Raw genomic sequence first — 21056 nt, 5'->3', positions numbered from 1 at the left:
CAAAGCCCCCTCGCTACGCCGCTTTCGGCTGCTTTTCATAGAGGAAATGCAGGATCTGCTGGCGCATGTGGTGATAGCGGCTGTCGTCAGCCAGCTGCACCCGGTTACGCGGGCGCGGCAGGTCAACGTGCAGGATCTCCCCGACGGTCGCCGCCGGGCCGTTGGTCATCATCAGCACGCGATCGGAGAGCAGCACCGCCTCGTCCACGTCGTGGGTAATCAGCACAATGGTGGTGTTCAGCGCCTGCTGGATCTGCATCACCGAGTCCTGCAGATGGGCGCGCGTCAGCGCATCCAGCGCGCCGAAGGGTTCATCCATCAGCAGGACTTTCGGCTTCATCGCCAGCGCGCGTGCAATCCCGACGCGCTGCTTCATGCCGCCGGAGATCTCCCCCGGGCGCTTGTGCAGGGCGTGCCCCATCTGCACGCGGTCGAGGTTGTGCTCAATCCACTCCCGGCGCTCCGCCTTGCTCATGCTGTGGCGAAAAACGTGATCGACCGCCAGGGCCACGTTGTCGAAGCAGGTGAGCCACGGCAGCAGCGAATGGTTCTGGAATACCACCGCGCGCTCCGGACCCGGCCCGGCAATTTCGCGGTTGTCGCAAATCAGCCCGCCTTCCGTCGGCAGCGTGATCCCAGCGATAAGGTTAAGCAGCGTCGATTTACCGCAGCCGGAGTGCCCAATCAGGCTGACGGTTTCGCCCTCATGGATATCAAAGGAGACGTTCTGCAGCGCCAGAAATTCGCCGCTGGCGGTGGAAAAACGCTGGCTCACGGCCTGGACCTGGATTAATGGTTTCATGTTCGCTCCTTATTTTTCCTGCCAGCTAAAGCGACGGGCGATCAGCATCAGCCCCTGCTCCAGCAGCAGCCCGACCACGCCAATGATGACGATGGCGATGAGAATGTTTTCGACGTTGAGGTTGTTCCACTCGTTCCAGATCCAGAAGCCGATCCCTAAACCGCCGGTCAGCATCTCGGCGGCGACAATCACCAGCCAGGCGATGCCGATGGAGAGGCGCACCCCGGTCAGCACCGCGGGCAGCACCGCCGGGAAGAGAATGCGGCGCATGATGGTCCACTCGGAAAGCTGCAGCACCCGGGCGACGTTAAGGTAGTCCTGCGGAATGCGGCGCACGCCTTCGGCGGTGTTGATCACCATCGGCCAGATGGAGCAGATAAAAATGGTCCAGCTCGACGCGGGCTCCGCTTTCTGGAACAGCAGCAGGCCGATGGGAAGCCAGGCCAGCGGGCTAACCGGGCGTAACAGCGCGATCAGCGGGCCGAACATGCGAGAGAAAAAGGTGAAGCGACCAATCAGGAAGCCGAGCGGGATCCCGGCGAGCGCGGCCAGGCCAAACCCCACCGCCACGCGCTGTAATGAGGCGAGCACGTTCCAGCCGATGCCCATGTCGTTTGGCCCGTCGCGATAAAACGGATCGGCAAACAGGGTGATGGCGGAATCGAGCGTGCTGAGCGGCGTCGGGAAACCTTTGCTGTTAATCGCCGCCAGCTGCCAGAGCACCACCAGAAGTCCCAGACCGAGAAACGCCGGGATGATGCGCTGAAGGATCGCATTAATCCGACGCGCAAACGTCGGCGTACGGCGGCGAACCTGCACCGGAGGCAGGAGAATCACCTCTCCACTCTCCGGCGTCTCGTGTGAATTCGTCTTTTGCAGATGCTGCATAATCAGGCCCCTTTACGGTGAATAGCGAAACGGCTGGCGTATCCTTCCGGATCGGTACCGTTCCAGACGGTGCCGTCCATCAATGTGCTGCTGCGTAATGGTGAAGTCGGTGTGCTGATGCCCCCCACCGCCGTGGCGGCATCCTGCCAGACCGCGGTCTGGTTAATGCGCTGTGCAATACCCGCGTAGTCCGGCGCGGATTTGAGCAAGCCCCAGCGGCGGAACTGGGTTAAGAACCACATGCCGTCTGAGAGATACGGGTAGCTGACGGCCCCCTCGTTGAAGAAGCGGATCGGGTGCGCGTCCTGCCAGCGCTGGCCCAGGCCGTTGTCGTACTCGCCGAGCATGCGTCCGGTGAGATACTGTTCCTTGCAGTTGAGCCACGCCCGGCGGGAGAGGATCTGCGCGGTCTCGCGTTTGTTTTCCGGGGAGGCTTCGATCCAGCGCGCCGCCTCCAGTACCGCGCTCACCAGCGCCCGCGCGGTGTGCGGGTTTTTCTCCACCCAGTCGCGACGCGTGCCGAGGATTTTTTCCGGATGATCGGCCCAGATGGACTGCGACGTGGCGGCGGTAAAACCGATGCGGTCGTTGATGGCACGTGCGTTCCACGGCTCGCCGACGCAAAAGCCGACCATGTTGCCAATGCGCATGTTCATCACCATCTGCGGCGGCGGCACCACTACCGTGCGCACGTCGTCAAAGGGGTTAATGCCCGCGCTGGCCAGCCAGTAGTACAGCCACATGGCGTGCGTCCCGGTCGGGAAGGTGTGCGCGAAGGTATAAGTGCCAGGCGCCTGCTGCCCAATCAGCTTTTTCAGCCCATCGAGATCGCGAACGCCCTTCTCCGCCAGATCGCTGGAGAGCGTGATGGCCTGACCGTTCTGATTAAGCGTCATCAGGTTTGCCATCTGCTGCGGCTTGCCGGCAATGCCCAGCTCCAGGCCGTACAGCAGGCCGTAGAGAATGTGCGCGGCATCAAGCTCGCCCGCCACCAGCTTGTCGCGCACCGCCGCCCAGCTCGCCTCTTTGGTGGGCACGATGGTAATACCGTATTTTTTATCAAAGCCTTTCAGCGCTGCGATAACCACCGGGGCGCAGTCGGTCAGCGGGATAAACCCGACGCGCACCGTTTCCTGCTCCGGTTTATCCGAGCCTGCCGCCCATGCGGCCTGCATGATACCCGGTAACAGCATTGCACCACTGGCCAGCATGCTGGCCTGCAAAAAACGCCGTCTCGACAAATCCGCCATGACCACTCCTGAATAAAAACCAAAAAAAAGCGCCCACGATGCCGAAGCACCAGTGGACGCCTTTATCCCGAAGACGCATGCACCGCCGTTGGCGCATCGTCAAAAATGGTTAATCTGATAATGCAAAGTGAATGCCAGGTTTTAACCCGCTTTTTCCGGGGCGCTAACCGAACTCCCCTCGCCTGCACGCACCTTAATCAGGCATAAAATGCCCACTGACCGTGCAGCTACTCCTTTGGTATTATCTGCCATAAATTCTTCACCATCAGCAGCGCGCGGGCGATATCCACCATCCTTTGGTTCTTGTCCATCGCCATTTTGCGCAGCGCCGTCCAGGCCTGTTCCTCACTCATATTCTGGTGGGTCATCAGCAGGCTCTTCGCTTTATCAATGACTTTGCGCTCTTCAAGCGTGTCGCGCAGCGATGCAAGCTGGCGCGAGAGCTGTTCTATCTCGCGCGCCTGCTGGCGCACCAGGGTGAGCAACGGTTTTTCCGGATACTGTATCAGCGGATCGTCCTGCTCATCGGCGGGAGGCACGTACTCATCGTTACGGTAAATACGCTCGTCCACCGCCGTCATCAGATCGGCGATGAGCGTCTCCTCCAGCGTGCGCAGATGCTCAAGGCGCGCGGTTTGCAGAGCAAACCAGGCCAGAGCGGTAAGGCCATCATCCGCGGCAGGCTGGCGGGTGCAGGCCACGCGCCGGAGTTGCTCCGTTTCACGATCGGGCTGACAGTGCAGAGAAAAGGTGGTCTGGACGTCAGCGGAGCTGTGTGAGAGAAAAATTTCAAAGCAGGCCTGCTGCCCGTCGATGCGGTCAACCAGCCTCTGGCGAGTCACATCATCGAAAAAGCCCTGCGTGAAGCCAATCGCTCCCAGGGCCCGTTCCTGTCCCGCCAGCTCTTTCCCCTGCATCAGGCTATACAGGGCGACAAAACGCCCGGCTATTTGCGGATCGTCAATGCTGTCATTGAGCTGCGGCACGATACTGAGCAGATGGCGAAGCATGCGGGAGTAGTGTTCCATCGCCTGCGGCGCCGTTACCGTTTGCTGAATAACACCGTCGCGCAGCGCGGGAAGCATATCAAGGCTCAGGAGCGCGCCGCCGATACGTTCACAGACCGTACTTCCCGGGATCGGCGACTGTTTTTCAAGAATGTCATAAAGTGCAGCGAGGTTTTCATCCACCAGCGCCCGGCTGGCTTTGCATTCAGGAGCGTAGAGCTTACCCTGTGAACAGAGCCAGACGTTGGACGCCCCACGCTCGCACTGTAACATATGCACCAGTTGGCTAATGCCGTGCACAAGCACGCCAAGCTGTGCCAGCTTGCTGAGCTGCTCCCGGCGCATCATCCTTGCGCGCTCGAGCCATTCGCCAGCGCCTGGCGAAATGCCAGCCATTAATGTCATGCTTACTCTCCAGAACAGCGAAACTTGGAAAAGCTAAGCAATATTCGTGCCTTTATAAGAACAGGAGTCAACATGCAAAAGATTGTGATCGTCGCCAACGGTGCGGCTTACGGCAGCGAATCCCTTTTCAACAGTCTGCGCCTGGCGATTGCGCTGCGTGAAAAAGAGAGCGACCTGGCGTTACGACTCTTTTTAATGTCGGACGCGGTCACCGCGGGGCTGAAGGGTCAAAAACCGGCAGAGGGCTATAACATTCAGCAGATGCTGGAGATCCTCACCGCGCAAAACGTGCCGGTGAAGCTGTGCAAGACCTGCACCGACGGCCGCGGCATTACCGCTCTGCCGCTGATTGATGGCGTAGAGATTGGTACGCTGGCTGAGCTGGCCGAGTGGACGCTGTCCTCCGATAAAGTATTAACTTTTTAATAATAAACCCGTAAAAATATTATTTTCTTATGGACGCGGTTTCAGCATCAAGTTTACCTGCGGGGTTGCCGATAGGCATGGAAACAACACAGCAGGTATTTCACTTATGTTCAGATCGATTCGTGCACGCATCATCGCGGCGACGGCAGGCTGTCTGGTCGTCGCCCTTCTCCTTAATACCGTTATCAACTTCCAGGTCACGCGCCAGGATAACCAGCAGTCCCAGCGCGATATCCTGACCAGCACCAGCGCCAGCCATAACATGGCGATTGCCGACTGGGTAAAAAGCAAGATGACGGTGATCGCCTCCGCGCAGACCGTTGCGCTGAGTGACGACCCGGTTCCGGTGTTTAAACAGCTTGCTCAGGCGGGTGGATTCACCAACGTCTATGTTGGCTACGCCAGCAAAACGGCGAAATTCTCTGAACCGGCGGGCGTTCCGGCGGACTATGACCCGACTATTCGCCCGTGGTATCAGCAGGTGGTCAGCACGGACGGTCCGGTTGTCACCGCGCCCTACGTTGACGCGGGGACCGGTAAACTGGTGGTTACCTTCGCCGTGCCGGTGAAAGAAAATGGCACGCTCAAAGCGGTCGTGGCGGGCGATGTAGCGATGGACAGCGTGGTGGCTAACGTGCGCGGGATCCATCCAACCCCGGCCAGCAGCGGGTTGCTTCTGAACAGTGACGGCAGCGTGATTGCCGCTAACGATCCTGCCCTCACGCTGAAACCGTTTGCTGAGACAATCAAGGGCATTGATTTTGCTGCGCTGAAAAGCGGTAACCCCGTCGACGGAATGCTAAACGACGCTGAAAAAACCTTCGTGGCGACAGCCGTGCCGGGCACAAACTGGCTGTTAGTCGTCGCGCTCGACAGCGGTGACGCCACCTCCGGCATGCGTTCCCTGCTTAAAGCCTCGGGGATTTCGCTGGTGATCCTCGCACTGCTGAGCGCCGCCATTGTGCATTTCCTGATTGCCCGCCTGCTCAAGCGTTTGTCCGACATTCGCGACGCGATGCACAACATTGCTAACGGCACTAACGATCTGTCCCAGCGCCTGCCGGACAGCGGCGAGGACGAGGTCGCGCAAATTGCCCAGGCCTTTAACGCCTTCAGCGATAAACTGTCGGTGGTGATGGTGCAGCTCCGGGATGCCAGTGAATCGGTGAAAAACGCGGCGCAGGAGATAGCCGCAGGTAACCAGGATCTTTCCGGACGTACCGAGCAGGCGGCATCCAGCCTGCGCGAGACGGCCAGCGCCGTGGAGCAGATCACCGCCTCCGTGACGCAGTCGAATGAATCGGCGGCAGAAGCCAACGACCAGGCGAGCAAGGCCTCAGCGGCCGCGGCGCGCGGCGGCGAGGTGGTATCGCAGGCGATCAGCACCATGCAGTCTATTGAAGTCGCGTCGGCAAAAATTGGCGATATCACCAGCGTGATTGACGGCATCGCGTTCCAGACCAACATTCTGGCGCTGAACGCCTCCGTCGAGGCGGCGCGTGCCGGTGAGCAGGGGCGCGGGTTTGCCGTCGTAGCAGGCGAAGTGCGTAACCTGGCGAGCCGTAGCGCTCAGGCGGCGAAAGAGATCAAATCCCTGATTGACTCCACCACCGACAGCGTGGCAACAGGCTCCCGCTACGTACATCTGGCGGGGGAAAGCATGGATGAGATCCGCTCCAGCATCGGCAGCGTCTCTGGCATCATGCGCGAAATCTCCATCGCCACCAGCGAGCAGATGAAAGGGATTCATGAGATCAACCACGCGGTGACCCATCTTGACAGAATGGTTCAGCAGAACGCCGAGCTGGTGGTGGAATCCGCCGCCGCCGCGGGTGCCCTGCAGAGCCAGGCGGGCGACCTTGCTGAAACAGCCGGGCATTTCCGCATTTAATCTTCTTCCGGCGCGCGTTTAGCGGGTAAAACGCGCGCCAGCCTAAATTTTGAGGAATTTTGTCATTTTTGTTTAATCGTTATGCCATTTTTTGATCAAAATCAGCATCCCACCCCCTCCCCTTTGGTGTTATGCCATGAGTGAATTGTGAACAACATCACGCTCGGATATGGCAGCAGGGAGAGCGTTGTTTAAGACTACGGGGTAAAAAAATGGCACTGGTAAAAACAAGTTTGAAACTGTTTGGCGGGGATACGGTAGTGGTGCGTTGCTCAGAACGCTGTCGTATTCATCTGATGAGTTCGAAAGCACAAAAACAGTCCCAGACGGATATTCTCACCGTACAGGACGATAAGGCCTGGCTTACCGTGCCGTATACCGGCACGTGGGATGTGCTGATTGACAGCCACAGCCAGTCGCTGGAGCATTCCGTCAGCTACGTGGCAGCATAAGTTTAAACGCCCGGCAAGCCGGGCGTATTGTCAGGCAAAACCCTGTCGCAGCGTGCTGTTAAGCGGGTTCCCTTCCAGCAGCGCCTTCACCTTCACCACCAGCTCATTCAGACAATCGTCCTTCATGCCGAGGCGTGTCAGCTCCTGATCGAGGGAGAACAGATACTGCGCGTTGGTGCCCAGCGGCCCGCTGGCGGCGGCAATCAACGGGGCAATCACCTGCGTGCGGGTATCCGCTTCATACAGCGGATGGCGCGGATCCATAATAAACACCAGCGCGTTGACGGTGCGTCCGTCGTCCAGTTCCAGCTTGCACCAGCTCGGCATATAGCAGCCGGTGATCATCTCGCGCTTCCAGAGCAGCGTGAGCTCCTCTTCCAGCGTGGCATCCGGCAGGCGATACGCCACGCCCGTGGTGCGCCCGCCCTCTTTCAGTGCAAGCATGCGCCCGGGCTGGCACGCGCTGCCGCGTCCGGCCGTCAGGCGCAGGCAAAATGCGCGATGCCAGCCAGGCAGCGTTCCCGTTGCCGATTCGACAAATTCCAGAGCCGGGTTCCACATCAGGGAGCCGTAGCCAAAAATCCATACCGGGCCATCATCCGGGCGGCAGGCAAGCGTGGCAGCGAGTGACGCCGCACGTTGTTCAGCTGACCAGAGAAGCGATTCCTCAATAGCACCAAATGCCGTCTTACAATCTGCCTTCATTAAGAAATCACGCGTTAACACTTTCCACCTCCGCCACTGCATGCTTCCTTGCGACATCTGTAATTCGCCTTCCCGGCATTCTGTGCTGGTCATTTTGCCAGCATTCGAATAACGATAAGCAATTAGCGGACCAGTTGCAATACAACGGAAGTTCAACCGCCTGAAAAGTCAAAATGAAGGCAGCGAATCATTTCACGACTATTTCTTTTTATGCCATTTATCGTCGTCTCCTTTCTCATATTCATGTTTTACTGCGGCCCAGGCGACTTTGTGGGCCGTCTCTTCACGGCTGGCATCATCCCGGCGATCGTCCTTGTCTTTGTACTGATCCCAGGCGCTGTTGAACGCCTCTTTGTAGATATCCTGCGCGTGGGCGGGCAGCACGTTTTGCACGTTATCCGGTAATTCACGTTTCGCTTTATAGGGCATCACTAACCTCTCTTTTGGTTAAAGAGATAAGTGTGGACGACGATACGCCATGGTGCCACCCGACAATGATTTATGAGTGCATTATATTTTTAATTGACTGTTATTTAATGGGTATTAAACAAAAACACGGCATTATGGACATCAGAAATGAAAATAATGAAAAAGGGTAAAATTAAGTAAAAAATAAAGGGTATTTAACAGAGTTCTGTTAATTTAATGACCTCAAAAATCTATCTATAATTACAAGCACCTGCATTGATGGAGAAGCACATGACAGCAACACACGAGGCGGTAAAGACCCGCCACAAGGAGACGTCACTCATTTTCCCGGTTCTGGCACTGGCTGTGCTGCTCTTCTGGGGAAGCAGTCAGTCACTGCCAGTGGTGGTTGGTATCAATATTCTTGCCCTGGTCGGCATCTTAACCAGCGCATTTAGCGTCGTTCGCCACGCGGACGTATTAGCCCACCGTCTGGGCGAGCCTTACGGATCGTTAATTCTCAGCCTTTCCGTTGTTATTCTCGAAGTCAGCCTGATTTCCGCCCTTATGGCGACCGGCGATGCCGCGCCGACGCTGATGCGCGACACGCTCTATTCGATCATTATGATTGTAACGGGCGGCCTGGTAGGCTTCTCTCTGCTGCTGGGCGGGCGCAAATTTGCGACCCAGTATATGAACCTGTTCGGCATTAAACAGTATTTGATCGCCCTCTTCCCGCTGGCGATTATCGTGCTGGTCTTCCCGATGGCGCTGCCGGGCGCAAATTTTTCCACCGGGCAGGCGCTGCTGGTCGCACTGATTTCCGCCGCCATGTACGGCGTGTTCCTGTTGATTCAGACCAAAACGCACCAGAGCCTGTTTGTGTACGAGCATGAAGATGACGGAGACGATGATGACCCGCACCACGGCAAGCCGTCTGCCCACAGCAGCGCGTGGCATACGGTTTGGCTGATCGTGCATCTGATTGCGGTGATTGCCGTCACCAAGATGAACGCTAACCCGCTGGAGACGCTGTTAACCGAGCTGAACGCGCCGGTGGCGTTTACCGGCTTCCTGGTGGCGCTGCTGATCCTGTCGCCGGAAGGGCTGGGCGCGCTGAAAGCGGTGTTGAATAATCAGGTGCAGCGCGCAATGAACCTGTTCTTCGGCTCCGTACTGGCGACGATTTCACTAACCGTACCGGTGGTGACGCTGATTGCCTTTATGACCGGCAACGAGCTGCAGTTTGCGCTGGGCGCGCCGGAGATGATTGTGATGGTCGCCTCGTTGCTGCTGTGCCAGATTTCGTTCTCAACCGGGCGTACCAACGTGCTTAACGGCGCGGCGCATATGGCCTTGTTTATTGCGTATCTGATGACGATATTTGCGTAATTTTATCCGGTGCGGGCTGATGCCCTCACCCCAACCCTCTCCCCCAGGGAGAGGGTGAAAGCATAAAAAAAACCCGCCGAAGCGGGTTTTTTTATTATTTGCTGGTATCCAGCTCGTCGAAGCTTTTCACCAGATCGTCAATCGCTTTGATCTGCTTCAGGAACGGCTCCAGCTTGTCCAGCGGCAGCGCGGATGGGCCGTCGCATTTTGCGTTATCCGGATCCGGGTGCGCTTCAATGAACAGGCCGGCCAGACCGGTTGCCATGCCGGCGCGCGCCAGCTCGGTCACCTGGGCACGACGGCCACCGGACGCGGCGCCGAACGGGTCGCGGCACTGCAGGGCGTGGGTCACGTCGAAAATCACCGGAGACTGGCCGGAGACATTTTTCATCACGCTGAAGCCCAGCATGTCGACAACCAGGTTGTCGTAGCCGAAGTTTGCGCCACGGTCACACAGAATGACCTGATCGTTGCCGCCTTCGATAAATTTATCGACGATGTTGCCCATCTGCCCAGGGCTGACGAACTGTGGTTTCTTCACGTTGATAACGGCACCGGTTTTCGCCATCGCCGCAACCAGGTCGGTCTGGCGAGCCAGGAATGCCGGGAGCTGAATCACATCCACCACGTCTGCCACCGGCTGCGCCTGAGAGGCTTCATGCACGTCGGTGATCACTTTTACGCCAAAGGTCTGCTTCAGCTCCTGGAAAATTTTCATTCCCTCTTCCAGGCCCGGGCCACGGTAAGAGTTGATGGAGGAGCGGTTGGCTTTGTCAAAAGAGGCCTTAAACACGTACGGGATGCCCAGCTTCTGGGTCACGGTCACGTAGTGTTCGCAGATACGCATGGCGAGATCGCGGGATTCCAGCACGTTCATGCCGCCAAACAGTACGAACGGCAGGTCGTTTGCTACCTTGATATCACCAATGCTAACCACTTTTTGTTTCATAGGATCGCCTTATTCAGGTGTGAATCGGAATTAAGATTAATGCAGTGTAATTTGTTTGTGCGCGATCGCGTTGATCTGCGCACGAATCATTTCGCTAATGGGGTCTTCCGGACACTGCTCGACGAAATAATTCAAATCATTCAGCGCCACGTGTTCACAGTCGAGCTGCGCGTAGATCAGCCCGCGATCGCGAATTTCGTACGGATCTTCCGGGTTGAACTGCAGCAGCACTTCGCTGGCTCGCAACGCCAGCTCCATCTGACGCTCTTCCATTAACGCAGACTTCAGCGTATCCAGCAGCTTGCGGATCACTTCTGCGTTATCCGCCTCGTCGAGATCTTCGTTGAAGAGTTCAGCCACCGGGCTGATGTTGCCTTTCAGCCACACGTCCAGCGTATGTTCATCCAGCGTGTCGCCGTTGAAGGGATTAATGAGCCACATTTCACCGTCCAGCCACTCAGCGCGCAGGATCATCTGCGTCGGGAAAATGACCGGGACTAGCGGAATATCCAGACGGTGCGCGACCCACAGCAAAATAGAACCCAGCGCCACGGCGCTGCCCTGACGATTTTTTAAGACCTGGTCCAGCCATAACGCGTCAGACAGGCGATACACGCCCCGCGTGTCGCAGAAACCCCATTCGCCGTAGAAAAGCTCCAGCAGCTTCTCTAATTGCAAGTCTTGCGGGCGGGCCTGATTAATCTCTTCACGCGCCAGGCTGACCAGATTCTCCAGCTCATCGTAGACAAACTGCGACGTAAAATCGTCGCGAATCATCTCAGAAATCAGGATCATGCCATCGCAAAGCGGCACTTTATTAAATTCGAAATCGGCTAAGGACCTCATGACTTACCCCAGTAACGGTATTCTTGTGGTGGCGAGTTTAATGATGATGTACAGCACCACCAGACCCAGCAGAAAGGCGATAAACCCGACCTGCTGGCTGCGCGGACGACGACGCCCAAGCGCGATAAAACCCAAAACGATGTAGATGATAACGCCAAACAGCTTTTCAGTCAGCCATGCACCTTTATCAGTAAATGGCAGATAGCCGGTCTTCCACATGAGCCCGGCACCGGAAAGGAGCAATAGCGTGTCGATGCAGTGCGGCGCGATACGCACCCAGCGGGCATCCGTCAGCGGATTGTTGCTGTAGCGCCACCAGTAACGGACGATGAAAAAGCTGATGGTCAGCGCAACGGAAATGAGGTGGACGGTAATGAGCACGGTAAAGAGGCTCATAGCCACTGCCCCAGCGTCAGACGTTCGTTGCTGCCGTAGTCGCGGCAGGTTTCGACAGCGGCGTAGCCAGCTTGCGTAAACAGTGCCCGCACGGCTTCTCCCTGCGTCCAGCCATGTTCCACGAGCAGCCAGCCGCCGGGGAGCAAATGTTTTCGTGACGTTGTCACAATGTGATCGAGATCGGCTAATCCCGCGTTGCCGGCCACGAGCGCCGTCAGCGGTTCGAAGCGCACGTCTCCCTGCGCAAGGTGCGGGTCATGTTCGTCGATGTAGGGAGGATTGCTGACAACCATCGCAAATGAGCGATTCTCCAGCGCGGCAAACCAGCTGCTTTGCAGCACCGTCACGTTGCGAAGCCCGAGACGTTCCACGTTACGCTGCGCCAGCGCCACCGCATCGGGCATTACATCCACCGCCGTCACCGCGCAGTCGGGCCGCTCGGTAGCGAGCGCCAGCGCGATAGCCCCTGTCCCGGTACCGAGATCGAGAATACTGCAGGCCGCCGCCGGTAAACGCGCCAGCGCCTGCTCTACAAGACACTCGGTGTCCGGACGCGGGATCAGCGTCGCCGCCGAGACGTAAAGCGGTAACGACCAGAACTCACGCTCACCGACAAGGTGCGCCACCGGCTCGCCGGTTTTACGGCGGGCAAGCAGCGCGGCGAGCTGCGCTTCCTGTTCCGCGGTCAGTTCGGTTTCGCCAAAAGCCAGCAGATACGTGCGGGCTTTACCCGTCACATGCTCAAGCAAAATTTCGGCGTCGCGTTTCGGGCTTTCGCTTTCTGAAAGCTCACCGGCCGCCTCACGTAACCAGCGCTGAAAATCCATTATTCCTGCTCGGACAGCGCCGCCAGCTGGTCGGCCTGGTATTCCTGCACGATAGGCTCGATCAGCATATCCAGCTTCCCTTCCATCACCTCGTCCAGACGGTACAGCGTCAGGTTGATGCGGTGGTCGGTTACGCGCCCCTGAGGGAAGTTATAGGTGCGGTTACGGTCGCTGCGATCGCCGCTGCCCAGAAGGTTACGGCGCGTAGAGGCTTCCGCCTGCTGGCGTTTCGCCATTTCGGCTGCGTGGATACGCGCGCCCAGCACGGACAACGCTTTGGCTTTGTTTTTGTGCTGTGAACGCTCGTCCTGACATTCAACGACGATGCCGGTCGGCAGGTGGGTAATACGGATGGCGGAATCGGTGGTGTTAACGTGCTGACCGCCCGCGCCAGAGGAGCGGAACGTATCAATACGCAGGTCCGCCGGATTGATATCCGGCAGTTCAGCCTCCGGCAGCTCCGGCATCACCGCAACCGTACAGGCGGAGGTATGAATGCGGCCCTGAGATTCGGTGGCCGGTACGCGCTGCACGCGGTGACCGCCGGATTCAAACTTGAGACGACCGTACACGCCGTCGCCGCTGATCTTGGCGATAACCTCTTTGTAGCCCCCATGTTCGCCTTCGTTGGCGCTCATGATCTCCACTCGCCAGCGACGCGATTCGGCGTAGCGGCTGTACATGCGGAACAGATCCCCGGCAAACAGAGCCGCTTCGTCACCGCCGGTACCGGCGCGCACTTCCACAAACGCGTTACGCTCATCGTCCGGATCTTTCGGCAGCAGAAGCACCTGAAGCTGCTGCTCCATCTCTTCAGAACGCGCTTTCGCATCCTGCAACTCTTCCTGCGCCATCTCGCGCATTTCAGGATCGTCGAGCATCATCTGCGCGGTTTCGATATCTTCCTGAACCTGTCGCCAGTCGGTAAAGCATTTAGAAACATCACTTAACTGCGCGTATTCACGCGAGAGCGCGCGAAAACGTTCCTGGTCCGCAATGGTCCCGGCATCCCCGAGCAGCGCCTGTACTTCTTCATGGCGCTCGTGCAGAGCTTCCAGTTTAGCGACGATAGAAGGCTTCATAGGCGTAAGTGCACCTTGTCTTAGAAAATGGGTATAGGGCGCTATTCCAGCCCGAGGCTGTTGCGCAGAATAGTCAGGCGTTCATCATCCCCGTCACGGGCAGCCTGCTGAAGAGATTTGGTTGGTGCATGGATCAGGCGGTTGGTCAGTTTCCACGCCAGATCCTGCATAATCGCATTTGCGTCGCCGCCCTGTTCAAGGGCTGCTAACGCTTTGGCAGTCAGGTCATCACGCACCTGCTCCGCCTGCCCGCGGTACTCGCGGATGGTCTCGCTGGCGCTTTGCGCGCGCAGCCAGGCCATAAACTCACTGGTTTCCTGCTCGACGATGGTTTCCGCCTGAACCGCCGCCGCTTTACGCTGGGCAAGGTTGTGCGAAATGATGCTTTGCAGGTCATCCACACTGTAGAGATAGGCGTTAGGCAGCTTGCCCACTTCCGGCTCAACATCGCGCGGGACGGCGATATCCACCAGCAGCATCGGCTGATTACGGCGGGACTTCAGCGCACGCTCCACCATCCCTTTTCCGATAATCGGCAGCGGGCTGGCGGTTGAGCTGATGATAATGTCCGCCTCTTTCAGGCGTTCATCGATGTCGCTCAGGGCAACCACCTCTGCACCCACTTCATCCGCCAGCACCTGCGCGCGTTCGCGGGTGCGGTTTGCGATAATCATCTTTTTCACTTTATGCTCGCGCAGATGGCGCGCCACAAGTTCGATGGTTTCGCCCGCGCCCACCAGCATCACGGTAACGGTAGAAAGGGATTCAAAGATTTGGCGTGCAAGGGTGCAGGCCGCGAAAGCAACAGAAACCGCACTGGCACCAATGTCGGTTTCGGTTCGCACACGCTTCGCCACGGAGAACGACTTCTGGAACATGCGCTCCAGCTCGCTGGCCTTAAGATGCCCTTTTTGCGAATCCGCAAACGCTTTTTTCACCTGCCCCAGAATTTGCGGCTCGCCCAGCACCAGTGAATCCAGCCCGCTGGCGACGCGCATCAGATGGCTGACGGCATCGTTGTCCTGATGCCAGTACAGGCTGTTGCGCAGCTCGTCTTCATTGAGATTGTGGTAGTCGCATAGCCAGCGGATCAGCGCTTCGTGCAGGTTGTCCTGCTCTTCCACGCTTAAATACAGCTCGGTACGGTTGCACGTCGAGAGCACCACGCCACCCTGCACCATAGGCTGTGCAAGCAGGCTGTCCAGCGCCAGGTCAAGCGTATCCGGCGAAAACGTCACGCGTTCTCGCAGCGAAACCGGAGCCGTTTTGTGGTTGATGCCGAGTGCTAATAGGGTCATGTTGAGCGGGAGTAGTACCAGCGTTAATAAGGTTAGCAGAACGCATCATACAGGATGCGCGAGATCAATAAAAGGGACTGCCCCCTTTCGGAGTAATAGGTTACACAACCCTTTGAGATAATTTGAACGTAGACGGTAGCCCCCTTCGACGCTAGCATTAACAGTTATAACTGCAACGTATCTCAAGGATTTGTCCTCATTATGACCCGACTGATTCGCCTGCTGCCGCTGGCAGCACTGGTTCTGACCGCGTGTACCGTCACCCAACCAAAAGGCCCGGGCAAAAGCCCTGATTCACCGCAGTGGCGTCAGCACCAGCAGGACGTCCGTAATTTGAACCAGTACCAGACCCGCGGCGCTTTCGCTTATCTCTCTGACGAACAAAAGGTTTATGCCCGCTTCTTCTGGCAGCAGACGGGGCAGGACAACTACCGCCTGCTGCTGCTGAACCCGCTGGGCAGCACCGAACTGGAGCTTATCGCCAAGCCGGGCGAAGCGCAGATCACCGATAACAAAGGCCAGCACTATACCGCGACCGATGCCGAAGAGATGATTGGCAAGCTGACCGGGATGCCAATCCCGCTCAACAGCCTGCGCCAGTGGATCCTTGGCCTGCCGGGTGAGGCAACTGACTACACCCTTGACGACCAGTACCGTCTGAGCCAGGTGAACTACACCCAGAACGGCAAAACCTGGAAAGTGGTGTACAGCGCCTATGACAGCAAGAGTAAACCGTCGCTGCCATCAAACATGGAGCTGACCCAGGGCAGCCAGCGAATCAAGCTTAAAATGGACAACTGGATCGTTAAATGATGACCCACTGGCCCTCTCCGGCAAAGCTGAACCTGTTTTTATACATTACCGGCCAGCGAGCTGACGGTTATCACACCCTGCAGACGCTGTTTCAGTTTATTGACTATGGCGACACGATCTCCATTGAACTGCGCCAGGACGGGCAGATTTGCCTGCTAACGCCGGTCGAAGGCGTGGCGCATGAGGACAACCTGATCGTGCGCGCCGCGCGTCTGCTGATGAAAGCCGCGGCGAAATCGGGCCGTCTGCCCGCGGGAAGCGGTGCGGATATCCGTATCGAGAAACGCCTGCCGATGGGCGGCGGTCTGGGCGGTGGATCATCCAACGCCGCCACCGTGCTGGTTGCGCTGAATCACCTCTGGGGCTGCGGGCTGTCGAAGGACGAACTGGCAGCCCTGGGCCTGACGCTGGGGGCGGATGTCCCGGTGTTTGTGCGCGGTCATGCGGCCTTTGCTGAAGGCGTGGGTGAGATTCTCTCCCCGGCTGAACCGCCGGAGAAGTGGTATCTGGTTGCCCACCCTGGCGTGAGTATTCCGACCCCGGTCATCTTTAAAGATCCTGACCTGAAAAGGAATACCCCGGTTCGGTCAATAGAAACGTTATTAAATTGTGAATTCAGCAACGATTGCGAGGATATCGCAAGAAAACGTTTTCGCGAGGTTGATGCGGTGCTTTCCTGGCTGTTAGAATACGCGCCGTCGCGCCTGACTGGTACAGGGGCCTGTGTCTTTGCTGAATTTGACACCGAATCCGCCGCTCGTCAGGTGCTTGAGCAAGCGCCGGTTTGGCTGCATGGTTTTGTAGCACGTGGGATGAACACCTCCCCCCTACAGCAGACCATTCTGGCGCAGACTGAGTTTCGGTGACAACGTCACCCTGTTCCAGACGTTGCATCGCGCTCTTTAATACACCGCCTGGATAGCCTTCGCCTGGCCCGCACAGTTTGCGGCGAACGCTATCCACCACTGGACGCATGCCTGAGGTTCTTCTCGTGCCTGATATGAAGCTTTTTGCTGGTAACGCCACCCCGGAACTAGCACAACGTATTGCCAACCGCCTGTACACTTCCCTCGGCGACGCCGCCGTAGGTCGCTTTAGCGACGGCGAAGTCAGCGTACAAATTAACGAAAATGTACGCGGTGGTGATATTTTCATCATCCAGTCCACCTGTGCTCCAACGAACGACAACCTGATGGAACTGGTTGTTATGGTCGACGCCCTGCGTCGCGCTTCCGCAGGCCGTATCACTGCTGTAATCCCTTACTTCGGCTATGCCCGTCAGGACCGTCGCGTCCGTTCCGCGCGTGTGCCAATTACCGCTAAAGTTGTCGCTGACTTCCTGTCCAGCGTCGGCGTTGACCGCGTACTGACCGTTGACCTGCACGCAGAGCAGATCCAGGGCTTCTTCGACGTTCCGGTTGATAACGTATTCGGCAGCCCAATCCTGCTGGAAGACATGCTGCAGCTGAACCTGGATAACCCAATCGTGGTTTCTCCGGACATCGGCGGCGTGGTACGTGCCCGTGCTATCGCTAAGCTGTTGAACGATACCGACATGGCTATCATCGACAAACGCCGTCCGCGCGCAAACGTTTCTCAGGTGATGCACATCATCGGTGACGTTGCTGGCCGTGACTGCGTGCTGGTTGACGACATGATCGATACCGGCGGTACGCTGTGTAAAGCAGCTGAAGCGCTGAAAGAGCGTGGTGCCAAGCGCGTGTTCGCTTACGCGACTCACCCGATCTTCTCCGGTAATGCGGTAAACAACCTGCGCAACTCCGTTATTGACGAAGTGGTGGTATGCGATACCATCCCACTGAGCGACGAGATCAAAGCACTGCCAAACGTGCGTACGTTGACCCTGTCCGGGATGCTGGCCGAAGCGATTCGTCGTATCAGCAACGAAGAATCCATCTCAGCAATGTTCGAACACTAATCGAACACGGCCGAAAAACCCGCTGCGGCGGGTTTTTTTGTCTCCGGGTTTTATTTGTATGATTAATGCCTCCTTCACCTGCCATTCATATGACAGATGATGCGCATACGGATGATAGATAATTGTGAAAAACGTAGCCTCCTCACATGTTCTGCCCTTTCGCGCCCTCATCGACGCCTGCTGGAAAGAGAAGTACACCTCGTCACGCTTTGTCCGTGACCTGATTGCCGGGATCACCGTCGGCATCATCGCCATCCCGCTGGCGATGGCGCTGGCGATTGGCAGCGGCGTTGCGCCGCAGTACGGTCTGTACACCTCGGCCGTTGCCGGGATCGTCATTGCCCTGACGGGCGGTTCGCGCTTCAGCGTCTCCGGCCCGACCGCCGCCTTCGTGGTGATCCTCTACCCGGTTTCGCAGCAGTTTGGTCTGGCAGGCCTGCTGGTAGCCACCCTGATGTCCGGCGTCTTTTTGATTTTGTTTGGTCTGGCCCGCTTTGGTCGCCTGATTGAATATATTCCCCTTTCCGTGACGCTGGGGTTCACCTCGGGGATTGGTATTACCATCGGAACCATGCAGATCAAAGATTTCCTCGGCCTGCAGATGCCCCACGTACCGGAGCACTATCTGCAAAAAGTGGGGGCGCTGTTTATGGCGCTGCCGACGGCCAACCTGGGCGACGCCGCCATCGGGATTGTGACGCTGGGCACGCTGATCGTCTGGCCTCGCCTCGGTATTCGTCTGCCGGGCCATCTGCCCGCGCTGCTGCTGGGCTGCGCGGTGATGGCGATCGTCAATATGCTCGGTGGTCACGTCGCGACTATCGGCTCGCAGTTCCACTATGTTCTGGCGGACGGTTCACAGGGTAGCGGTATTCCGCAACTGCTACCGCAGCTGGTGCTGCCGTGGGACATGCCCGGCTCCAGCTTCACCCTAAGCTGGGATTCCCTGCGAGCCCTGCTTCCCGCCGCGTTCTCTATGGCAATGCTGGGGGCGATTGAATCCCTGCTCTGCGCCGTCGTTCTGGACGGCATGACCGGCACCAAACATAAAGCCAACAGCGAGCTGGTTGGTCAGGGATTAGGCAACCTCGTCGCGCCGTTCTTCGGCGGTATTACCGCAACGGCAGCCATCGCCCGTTCTGCGGCCAACGTGCGCGCGGGTGCAACCTCACCGGTTTCGGCGGTTATCCACTCCATGCTGGTGATCCTCGCCCTGCTGATCCTCGCCCCGCTGCTCTCCTGGCTACCGCTTTCCGCCATGGCTGCCCTGCTGCTGATGGTGGCCTGGAACATGAGCGAGGCGCACAAGGTGGTGAACCTACTGCGTCGCGCGCCGAAAGACGACATCATCGTGATGCTGATCTGCATGTCGCTGACCGTGCTGTTCGATATGGTTATCGCCATCAGCGTCGGGATCGTGCTGGCTTCCCTGCTGTTTATGCGCCGTATCGCGCAGATGACGCGTCTTTCCCCGGTTAACGTCGAGGTGCCTGACGATGTGCTGGTGCTGCGCGTGATTGGCCCGCTATTCTTCGCCGCGGCGGAAGGTCTGTTCAGCGATCTGGAGTCCCGCATCGCGGGCAAACGGGTTGTGGTGCTGAAATGGGATGCCGTACCGGTGCTGGATGCAGGCGGCCTGGATGCCTTCCAGCGCTTTGTGGCACGTCTGCCGGAAGGCTGCGAGCTGCGGGTGAGTAACCTGGAGTTTCAGCCGCTGCGCACCATGGCGCGCGCGGGCGTGCAGCCTATCCCTGGCCGACTCTCCTTCTACCCTAACCGTGAAGCCGCGTTAGCGGATCTGTGAGTCTCATGATGCAGAGAAACGTCTCTGCATCATCACCCCGATCGCCTGCTGGAGCCATGCAAGCACGGCAGGCGTCATCCAGGTTCCTTTCATCAGGTGCGGCTCCTGCTGCATGGCTGCGCGAAACTTTTGCTGAGTTTCCGGGCTGGTGCCCGCGTAAGACTGGAACAATGCCAGCCAGTTTTCAGCCAGCTTTTGCGCCTCCTCCGAGGCAGGATCGATATTATCCCGCTGCGCCTGATGCAGTTTCGCCACCAGCGGCGGCCACTCCATCATGCGGTCAAAGTAGTGTGCCCGGGTAAAGGCCATCTCTTCGGCAGTGAGATACTTCTCCCATATGCAGAGCTTAGACTCAGCAAACGCGCGCGTGATGTAATCCGTCATCTCCGGCGTGATGCCGGTCTGCGCCTGCATCTGCGGTTCAACGCTGTGCATCTCGTTCAGCCGGGTGAGAAACTCCGGCTTGCCCGCCGTGTCCTGCTCCAGGCGTTCCATCCAGCGCGTCGCCAGATCCATCGCCCGCGCGTCAGTCGCGGATATATGTTGCTCCAGAAGCGTCTTAGCCTCTGCAACCAGCCCTGACCAGATAGCCGCCAGCGCATCCTTCTGCACCGCAAACGGCAGCTGCTGTAATTCTTCTTTGCTAAACCAGCGATCGTACATATTCATTAACTCCAGAGTCTGTAGCCAGGATTCCAGATCCGGCGTCGCATCGTCGAGAAGCCCGGTCCGCAGATCCACCAGCCGGTCGCGCAGCGTATGTATGCTGCGCAGCTGTTTATCCAGCAGCGTGATTTGCGCATCGAGTAACTCGGTTAACGACAGCGACTCCTGTTCCAGGAAATCCCTGATTTCAGCAAGTTCCAGCCCCGCTTTTGCCAGCGCCTGGATCATGTGCAGACGCTGGACATCCGCCAGGTTGTAAAGCCGGTAACCTGCCGCGCTTCTGGCAGAAGGCAGCAACAACCCTGTTTGCTCATAGTGGTGCAATGTCCGCACGGTGATCCCGGCGCGTTTCGCCAGCTCACCCACCTGAATCAACATAACTGCTCCTTTTTCTTTGCCAGTGGCGCCACTCTGGAGCCTTACGTTACGTGAGGGTCAACCCTTGATGCAAAAAAAAACGACTCCCGCGGGAGCCGTTTCGGCGTTCTTTATCACAGCACTAGCTGTGCTTATGCTGGTCGCGACGACAGCGTTTATCGTAGTGGCGCACCCACCAGTATTTATCGCAGACCTCCTCATGCCCGCTCACGCGCGCGCCGGCGAGCCACAATACCGCACCAACGAAGATGCTCAATATCGCGCCGTGCGCGAAGTATTGCGGGAGGTCAATCTGAGGTAACTGGTTTAAAATGGAATAACCTACGCCGGCTACCATCACGAACAGCCCCAACCCCATCAGCACGTTACCGAGTAACGAAGCGTTTTTGCGTTTCATGTGTCACCTCCGGAACTTTGGGTTGTCAGGGGAAA

The 21056-nt window shown here is 57.9% G+C and carries 22 protein-coding genes; 8 read left to right on the top strand and 14 right to left on the bottom strand.

Translation table 11 applies throughout. The features are described 5' to 3' along the window. Nucleotides 1-13 precede the first annotated feature (13 nt). From WM95_RS12995 to nasR, 4 genes are all read right to left on the bottom strand, one after another. The gene (locus tag WM95_RS12995; protein ID WP_021240347.1) at nt 14-802 is read right to left on the bottom strand and encodes an ABC transporter ATP-binding protein; all 789 of its coding nucleotides are present in this window, start codon (nt 800-802) and stop codon (nt 14-16) included. Nucleotides 803-811: 9 nt separating this feature from the next. Next, nucleotides 812-1690, bottom strand: coding sequence for a nitrate ABC transporter permease (ntrB, locus tag WM95_RS12990; protein ID WP_047741759.1), 879 nt, complete (start codon nt 1688-1690; stop codon nt 812-814). A gap of 2 nt (nt 1691-1692) precedes the next feature. Next, entirely contained in the window at nt 1693-2940 is a 1248-nt protein-coding gene (locus tag WM95_RS12985) for a CmpA/NrtA family ABC transporter substrate-binding protein (RefSeq protein WP_063409360.1), read from the bottom strand. Nucleotides 2941-3167: 227 nt separating this feature from the next. Further along, a complete protein-coding gene (nasR, locus tag WM95_RS12980) occupies nt 3168-4352 on the bottom strand; it encodes a nitrate regulatory protein NasR (RefSeq protein ID WP_059446822.1) in 1185 nt (394 codons plus the stop codon). Nucleotides 4353-4424: 72 nt separating this feature from the next. Between nasR and WM95_RS12975 the strand changes: the two genes are divergently transcribed. From WM95_RS12975 to WM95_RS12965, 3 genes are all read left to right on the top strand, one after another. Then, nucleotides 4425-4778, top strand: coding sequence for a DsrE/DsrF/TusD sulfur relay family protein (locus WM95_RS12975; RefSeq protein WP_063409361.1), 354 nt, complete (start codon nt 4425-4427; stop codon nt 4776-4778). Nucleotides 4779-4884: 106 nt separating this feature from the next. Next, nucleotides 4885-6669 carry a methyl-accepting chemotaxis protein gene (locus tag WM95_RS12970; protein WP_063409362.1) on the top strand — a complete coding sequence of 595 codons (1785 nt, stop codon included), beginning with the start codon at nt 4885-4887 and terminating at the stop codon, nt 6667-6669. Between the two features lie 212 nt (nt 6670-6881). After that, entirely contained in the window at nt 6882-7121 is a 240-nt protein-coding gene (locus WM95_RS12965; protein ID WP_014884189.1) for a DUF1883 domain-containing protein, read from the top strand. Between the two features lie 30 nt (nt 7122-7151). Here WM95_RS12965 and WM95_RS12960 read toward each other — a convergent pair whose 3' ends face one another. Both WM95_RS12960 and chaB read right to left on the bottom strand, forming a co-directional pair. After that, the gene (locus WM95_RS12960; protein ID WP_023312120.1) at nt 7152-7847 is read right to left on the bottom strand and encodes a gamma-glutamylcyclotransferase; all 696 of its coding nucleotides are present in this window, start codon (nt 7845-7847) and stop codon (nt 7152-7154) included. 177 nt (nt 7848-8024) lie between these two features. Further along, nucleotides 8025-8255, bottom strand: a complete 231-nt coding sequence (chaB, locus tag WM95_RS12955; RefSeq protein WP_023312121.1) for a putative cation transport regulator ChaB — start codon at nt 8253-8255, stop codon at nt 8025-8027. A gap of 270 nt (nt 8256-8525) precedes the next feature. Here chaB and chaA point away from each other — a divergent pair, with 270 nt between their 5' ends. Then, the gene (chaA, locus tag WM95_RS12950) at nt 8526-9626 is read left to right on the top strand and encodes a sodium-potassium/proton antiporter ChaA (protein WP_023312122.1); all 1101 of its coding nucleotides are present in this window, start codon (nt 8526-8528) and stop codon (nt 9624-9626) included. Between the two features lie 94 nt (nt 9627-9720). Here the strand turns inward: chaA and kdsA are convergent, their stop codons facing one another. Genes kdsA through hemA form a run of 6 tightly spaced genes read right to left on the bottom strand, consistent with a single transcriptional unit; the run spans nt 9721 to nt 15024 of the window. Continuing rightward, a complete protein-coding gene (kdsA, locus tag WM95_RS12945) occupies nt 9721-10575 on the bottom strand; it encodes a 3-deoxy-8-phosphooctulonate synthase (RefSeq protein WP_023312123.1) in 855 nt (284 codons plus the stop codon). A gap of 36 nt (nt 10576-10611) precedes the next feature. Beyond that, on the bottom strand, nt 10612-11421 hold the full coding sequence (gene sirB1, locus WM95_RS12940; RefSeq protein WP_063409363.1) for an invasion regulator SirB1: 810 nt from the start codon (nt 11419-11421) through the stop codon (nt 10612-10614). 3 nt (nt 11422-11424) lie between these two features. Beyond that, nucleotides 11425-11817: an invasion regulator SirB2 gene (sirB2, locus tag WM95_RS12935; protein WP_023312125.1), complete on the bottom strand. Its 393-nt coding sequence runs from the start codon at nt 11815-11817 to the stop codon at nt 11425-11427. Beyond that, nucleotides 11814-12644: a peptide chain release factor N(5)-glutamine methyltransferase gene (prmC, locus tag WM95_RS12930; protein ID WP_063409364.1), complete on the bottom strand. Its 831-nt coding sequence runs from the start codon at nt 12642-12644 to the stop codon at nt 11814-11816. The genes sirB2 and prmC overlap by 4 nt, the downstream gene beginning before the upstream one ends. Beyond that, entirely contained in the window at nt 12644-13726 is a 1083-nt protein-coding gene (prfA, locus tag WM95_RS12925) for a peptide chain release factor 1 (RefSeq protein WP_021240360.1), read from the bottom strand. The genes prmC and prfA overlap by 1 nt, the downstream gene beginning before the upstream one ends. A gap of 41 nt (nt 13727-13767) precedes the next feature. Next, on the bottom strand, nt 13768-15024 hold the full coding sequence (hemA, locus tag WM95_RS12920) for a glutamyl-tRNA reductase (protein ID WP_023312127.1): 1257 nt from the start codon (nt 15022-15024) through the stop codon (nt 13768-13770). Nucleotides 15025-15225: 201 nt separating this feature from the next. Here hemA and lolB point away from each other — a divergent pair, with 201 nt between their 5' ends. From lolB to dauA, 4 genes are all read left to right on the top strand, one after another. After that, a complete protein-coding gene (gene lolB / locus WM95_RS12915; protein WP_023312128.1) occupies nt 15226-15837 on the top strand; it encodes a lipoprotein insertase outer membrane protein LolB in 612 nt (203 codons plus the stop codon). Beyond that, nucleotides 15834-16703 carry a 4-(cytidine 5'-diphospho)-2-C-methyl-D-erythritol kinase gene (gene ispE, locus WM95_RS12910; RefSeq protein ID WP_063409365.1) on the top strand — a complete coding sequence of 290 codons (870 nt, stop codon included), beginning with the start codon at nt 15834-15836 and terminating at the stop codon, nt 16701-16703. Before lolB ends, ispE begins: the two co-directional genes overlap by 4 nt. A 125-nt stretch (nt 16704-16828) precedes the next feature. After that, entirely contained in the window at nt 16829-17776 is a 948-nt protein-coding gene (gene prs / locus WM95_RS12900) for a ribose-phosphate diphosphokinase (protein WP_003856663.1), read from the top strand. A gap of 124 nt (nt 17777-17900) precedes the next feature. Beyond that, entirely contained in the window at nt 17901-19580 is a 1680-nt protein-coding gene (gene dauA / locus WM95_RS12895) for a C4-dicarboxylic acid transporter DauA (protein ID WP_063409366.1), read from the top strand. Between the two features lie 3 nt (nt 19581-19583). Here dauA and WM95_RS12890 read toward each other — a convergent pair whose 3' ends face one another. Beyond that, nucleotides 19584-20624, bottom strand: a complete 1041-nt coding sequence (locus WM95_RS12890) for a MerR family transcriptional regulator (RefSeq protein WP_023312131.1) — start codon at nt 20622-20624, stop codon at nt 19584-19586. A gap of 121 nt (nt 20625-20745) precedes the next feature. After that, nucleotides 20746-21021, bottom strand: coding sequence for a stress-induced protein YchH (ychH, locus tag WM95_RS12885; protein ID WP_023312132.1), 276 nt, complete (start codon nt 21019-21021; stop codon nt 20746-20748). Nucleotides 21022-21056 lie beyond the last annotated feature (35 nt).

Source organism: Enterobacter cloacae complex sp. ECNIH7, from assembly GCF_002208095.1.
GTDB lineage: Bacteria > Pseudomonadota > Gammaproteobacteria > Enterobacterales > Enterobacteriaceae > Enterobacter > Enterobacter cloacae_M.
This window is presented reverse-complemented; position numbering and strand designations above follow the sequence as displayed.

Excerpts from the sequence above, each read along its gene's own strand:
- lolB (WP_023312128.1), top strand. The coding sequence starts at position 15,226 with ATGACCCGACTGATTCGCCTGCTGCCGCTGGCAGCACTGGTTCTGACC.
- WM95_RS12985 (WP_063409360.1), bottom strand. The coding sequence starts at position 2,940 with ATGGCGGATTTGTCGAGACGGCGTTTTTTGCAGGCCAGCATGCTGGCC.
- sirB1 (WP_063409363.1), bottom strand. The coding sequence starts at position 11,421 with ATGAGGTCCTTAGCCGATTTCGAATTTAATAAAGTGCCGCTTTGCGAT.
- nasR (WP_059446822.1), bottom strand. The coding sequence starts at position 4,352 with ATGACATTAATGGCTGGCATTTCGCCAGGCGCTGGCGAATGGCTCGAG.
- ychH (WP_023312132.1), bottom strand. The coding sequence starts at position 21,021 with ATGAAACGCAAAAACGCTTCGTTACTCGGTAACGTGCTGATGGGGTTG.
- chaA (WP_023312122.1), top strand. The coding sequence starts at position 8,526 with ATGACAGCAACACACGAGGCGGTAAAGACCCGCCACAAGGAGACGTCA.
- WM95_RS12995 (WP_021240347.1), bottom strand. The coding sequence starts at position 802 with ATGAAACCATTAATCCAGGTCCAGGCCGTGAGCCAGCGTTTTTCCACC.
- WM95_RS12965 (WP_014884189.1), top strand. The coding sequence starts at position 6,882 with ATGGCACTGGTAAAAACAAGTTTGAAACTGTTTGGCGGGGATACGGTA.
- WM95_RS12970 (WP_063409362.1), top strand. The coding sequence starts at position 4,885 with ATGTTCAGATCGATTCGTGCACGCATCATCGCGGCGACGGCAGGCTGT.
- WM95_RS12975 (WP_063409361.1), top strand. The coding sequence starts at position 4,425 with ATGCAAAAGATTGTGATCGTCGCCAACGGTGCGGCTTACGGCAGCGAA.
- prmC (WP_063409364.1), bottom strand. The coding sequence starts at position 12,644 with ATGGATTTTCAGCGCTGGTTACGTGAGGCGGCCGGTGAGCTTTCAGAA.
- kdsA (WP_023312123.1), bottom strand. The coding sequence starts at position 10,575 with ATGAAACAAAAAGTGGTTAGCATTGGTGATATCAAGGTAGCAAACGAC.
- ispE (WP_063409365.1), top strand. The coding sequence starts at position 15,834 with ATGATGACCCACTGGCCCTCTCCGGCAAAGCTGAACCTGTTTTTATAC.
- sirB2 (WP_023312125.1), bottom strand. The coding sequence starts at position 11,817 with ATGAGCCTCTTTACCGTGCTCATTACCGTCCACCTCATTTCCGTTGCG.
- prfA (WP_021240360.1), bottom strand. The coding sequence starts at position 13,726 with ATGAAGCCTTCTATCGTCGCTAAACTGGAAGCTCTGCACGAGCGCCAT.
- WM95_RS12890 (WP_023312131.1), bottom strand. The coding sequence starts at position 20,624 with ATGTTGATTCAGGTGGGTGAGCTGGCGAAACGCGCCGGGATCACCGTG.
- chaB (WP_023312121.1), bottom strand. The coding sequence starts at position 8,255 with ATGCCCTATAAAGCGAAACGTGAATTACCGGATAACGTGCAAAACGTG.
- ntrB (WP_047741759.1), bottom strand. The coding sequence starts at position 1,690 with ATGCAGCATCTGCAAAAGACGAATTCACACGAGACGCCGGAGAGTGGA.
- hemA (WP_023312127.1), bottom strand. The coding sequence starts at position 15,024 with ATGACCCTATTAGCACTCGGCATCAACCACAAAACGGCTCCGGTTTCG.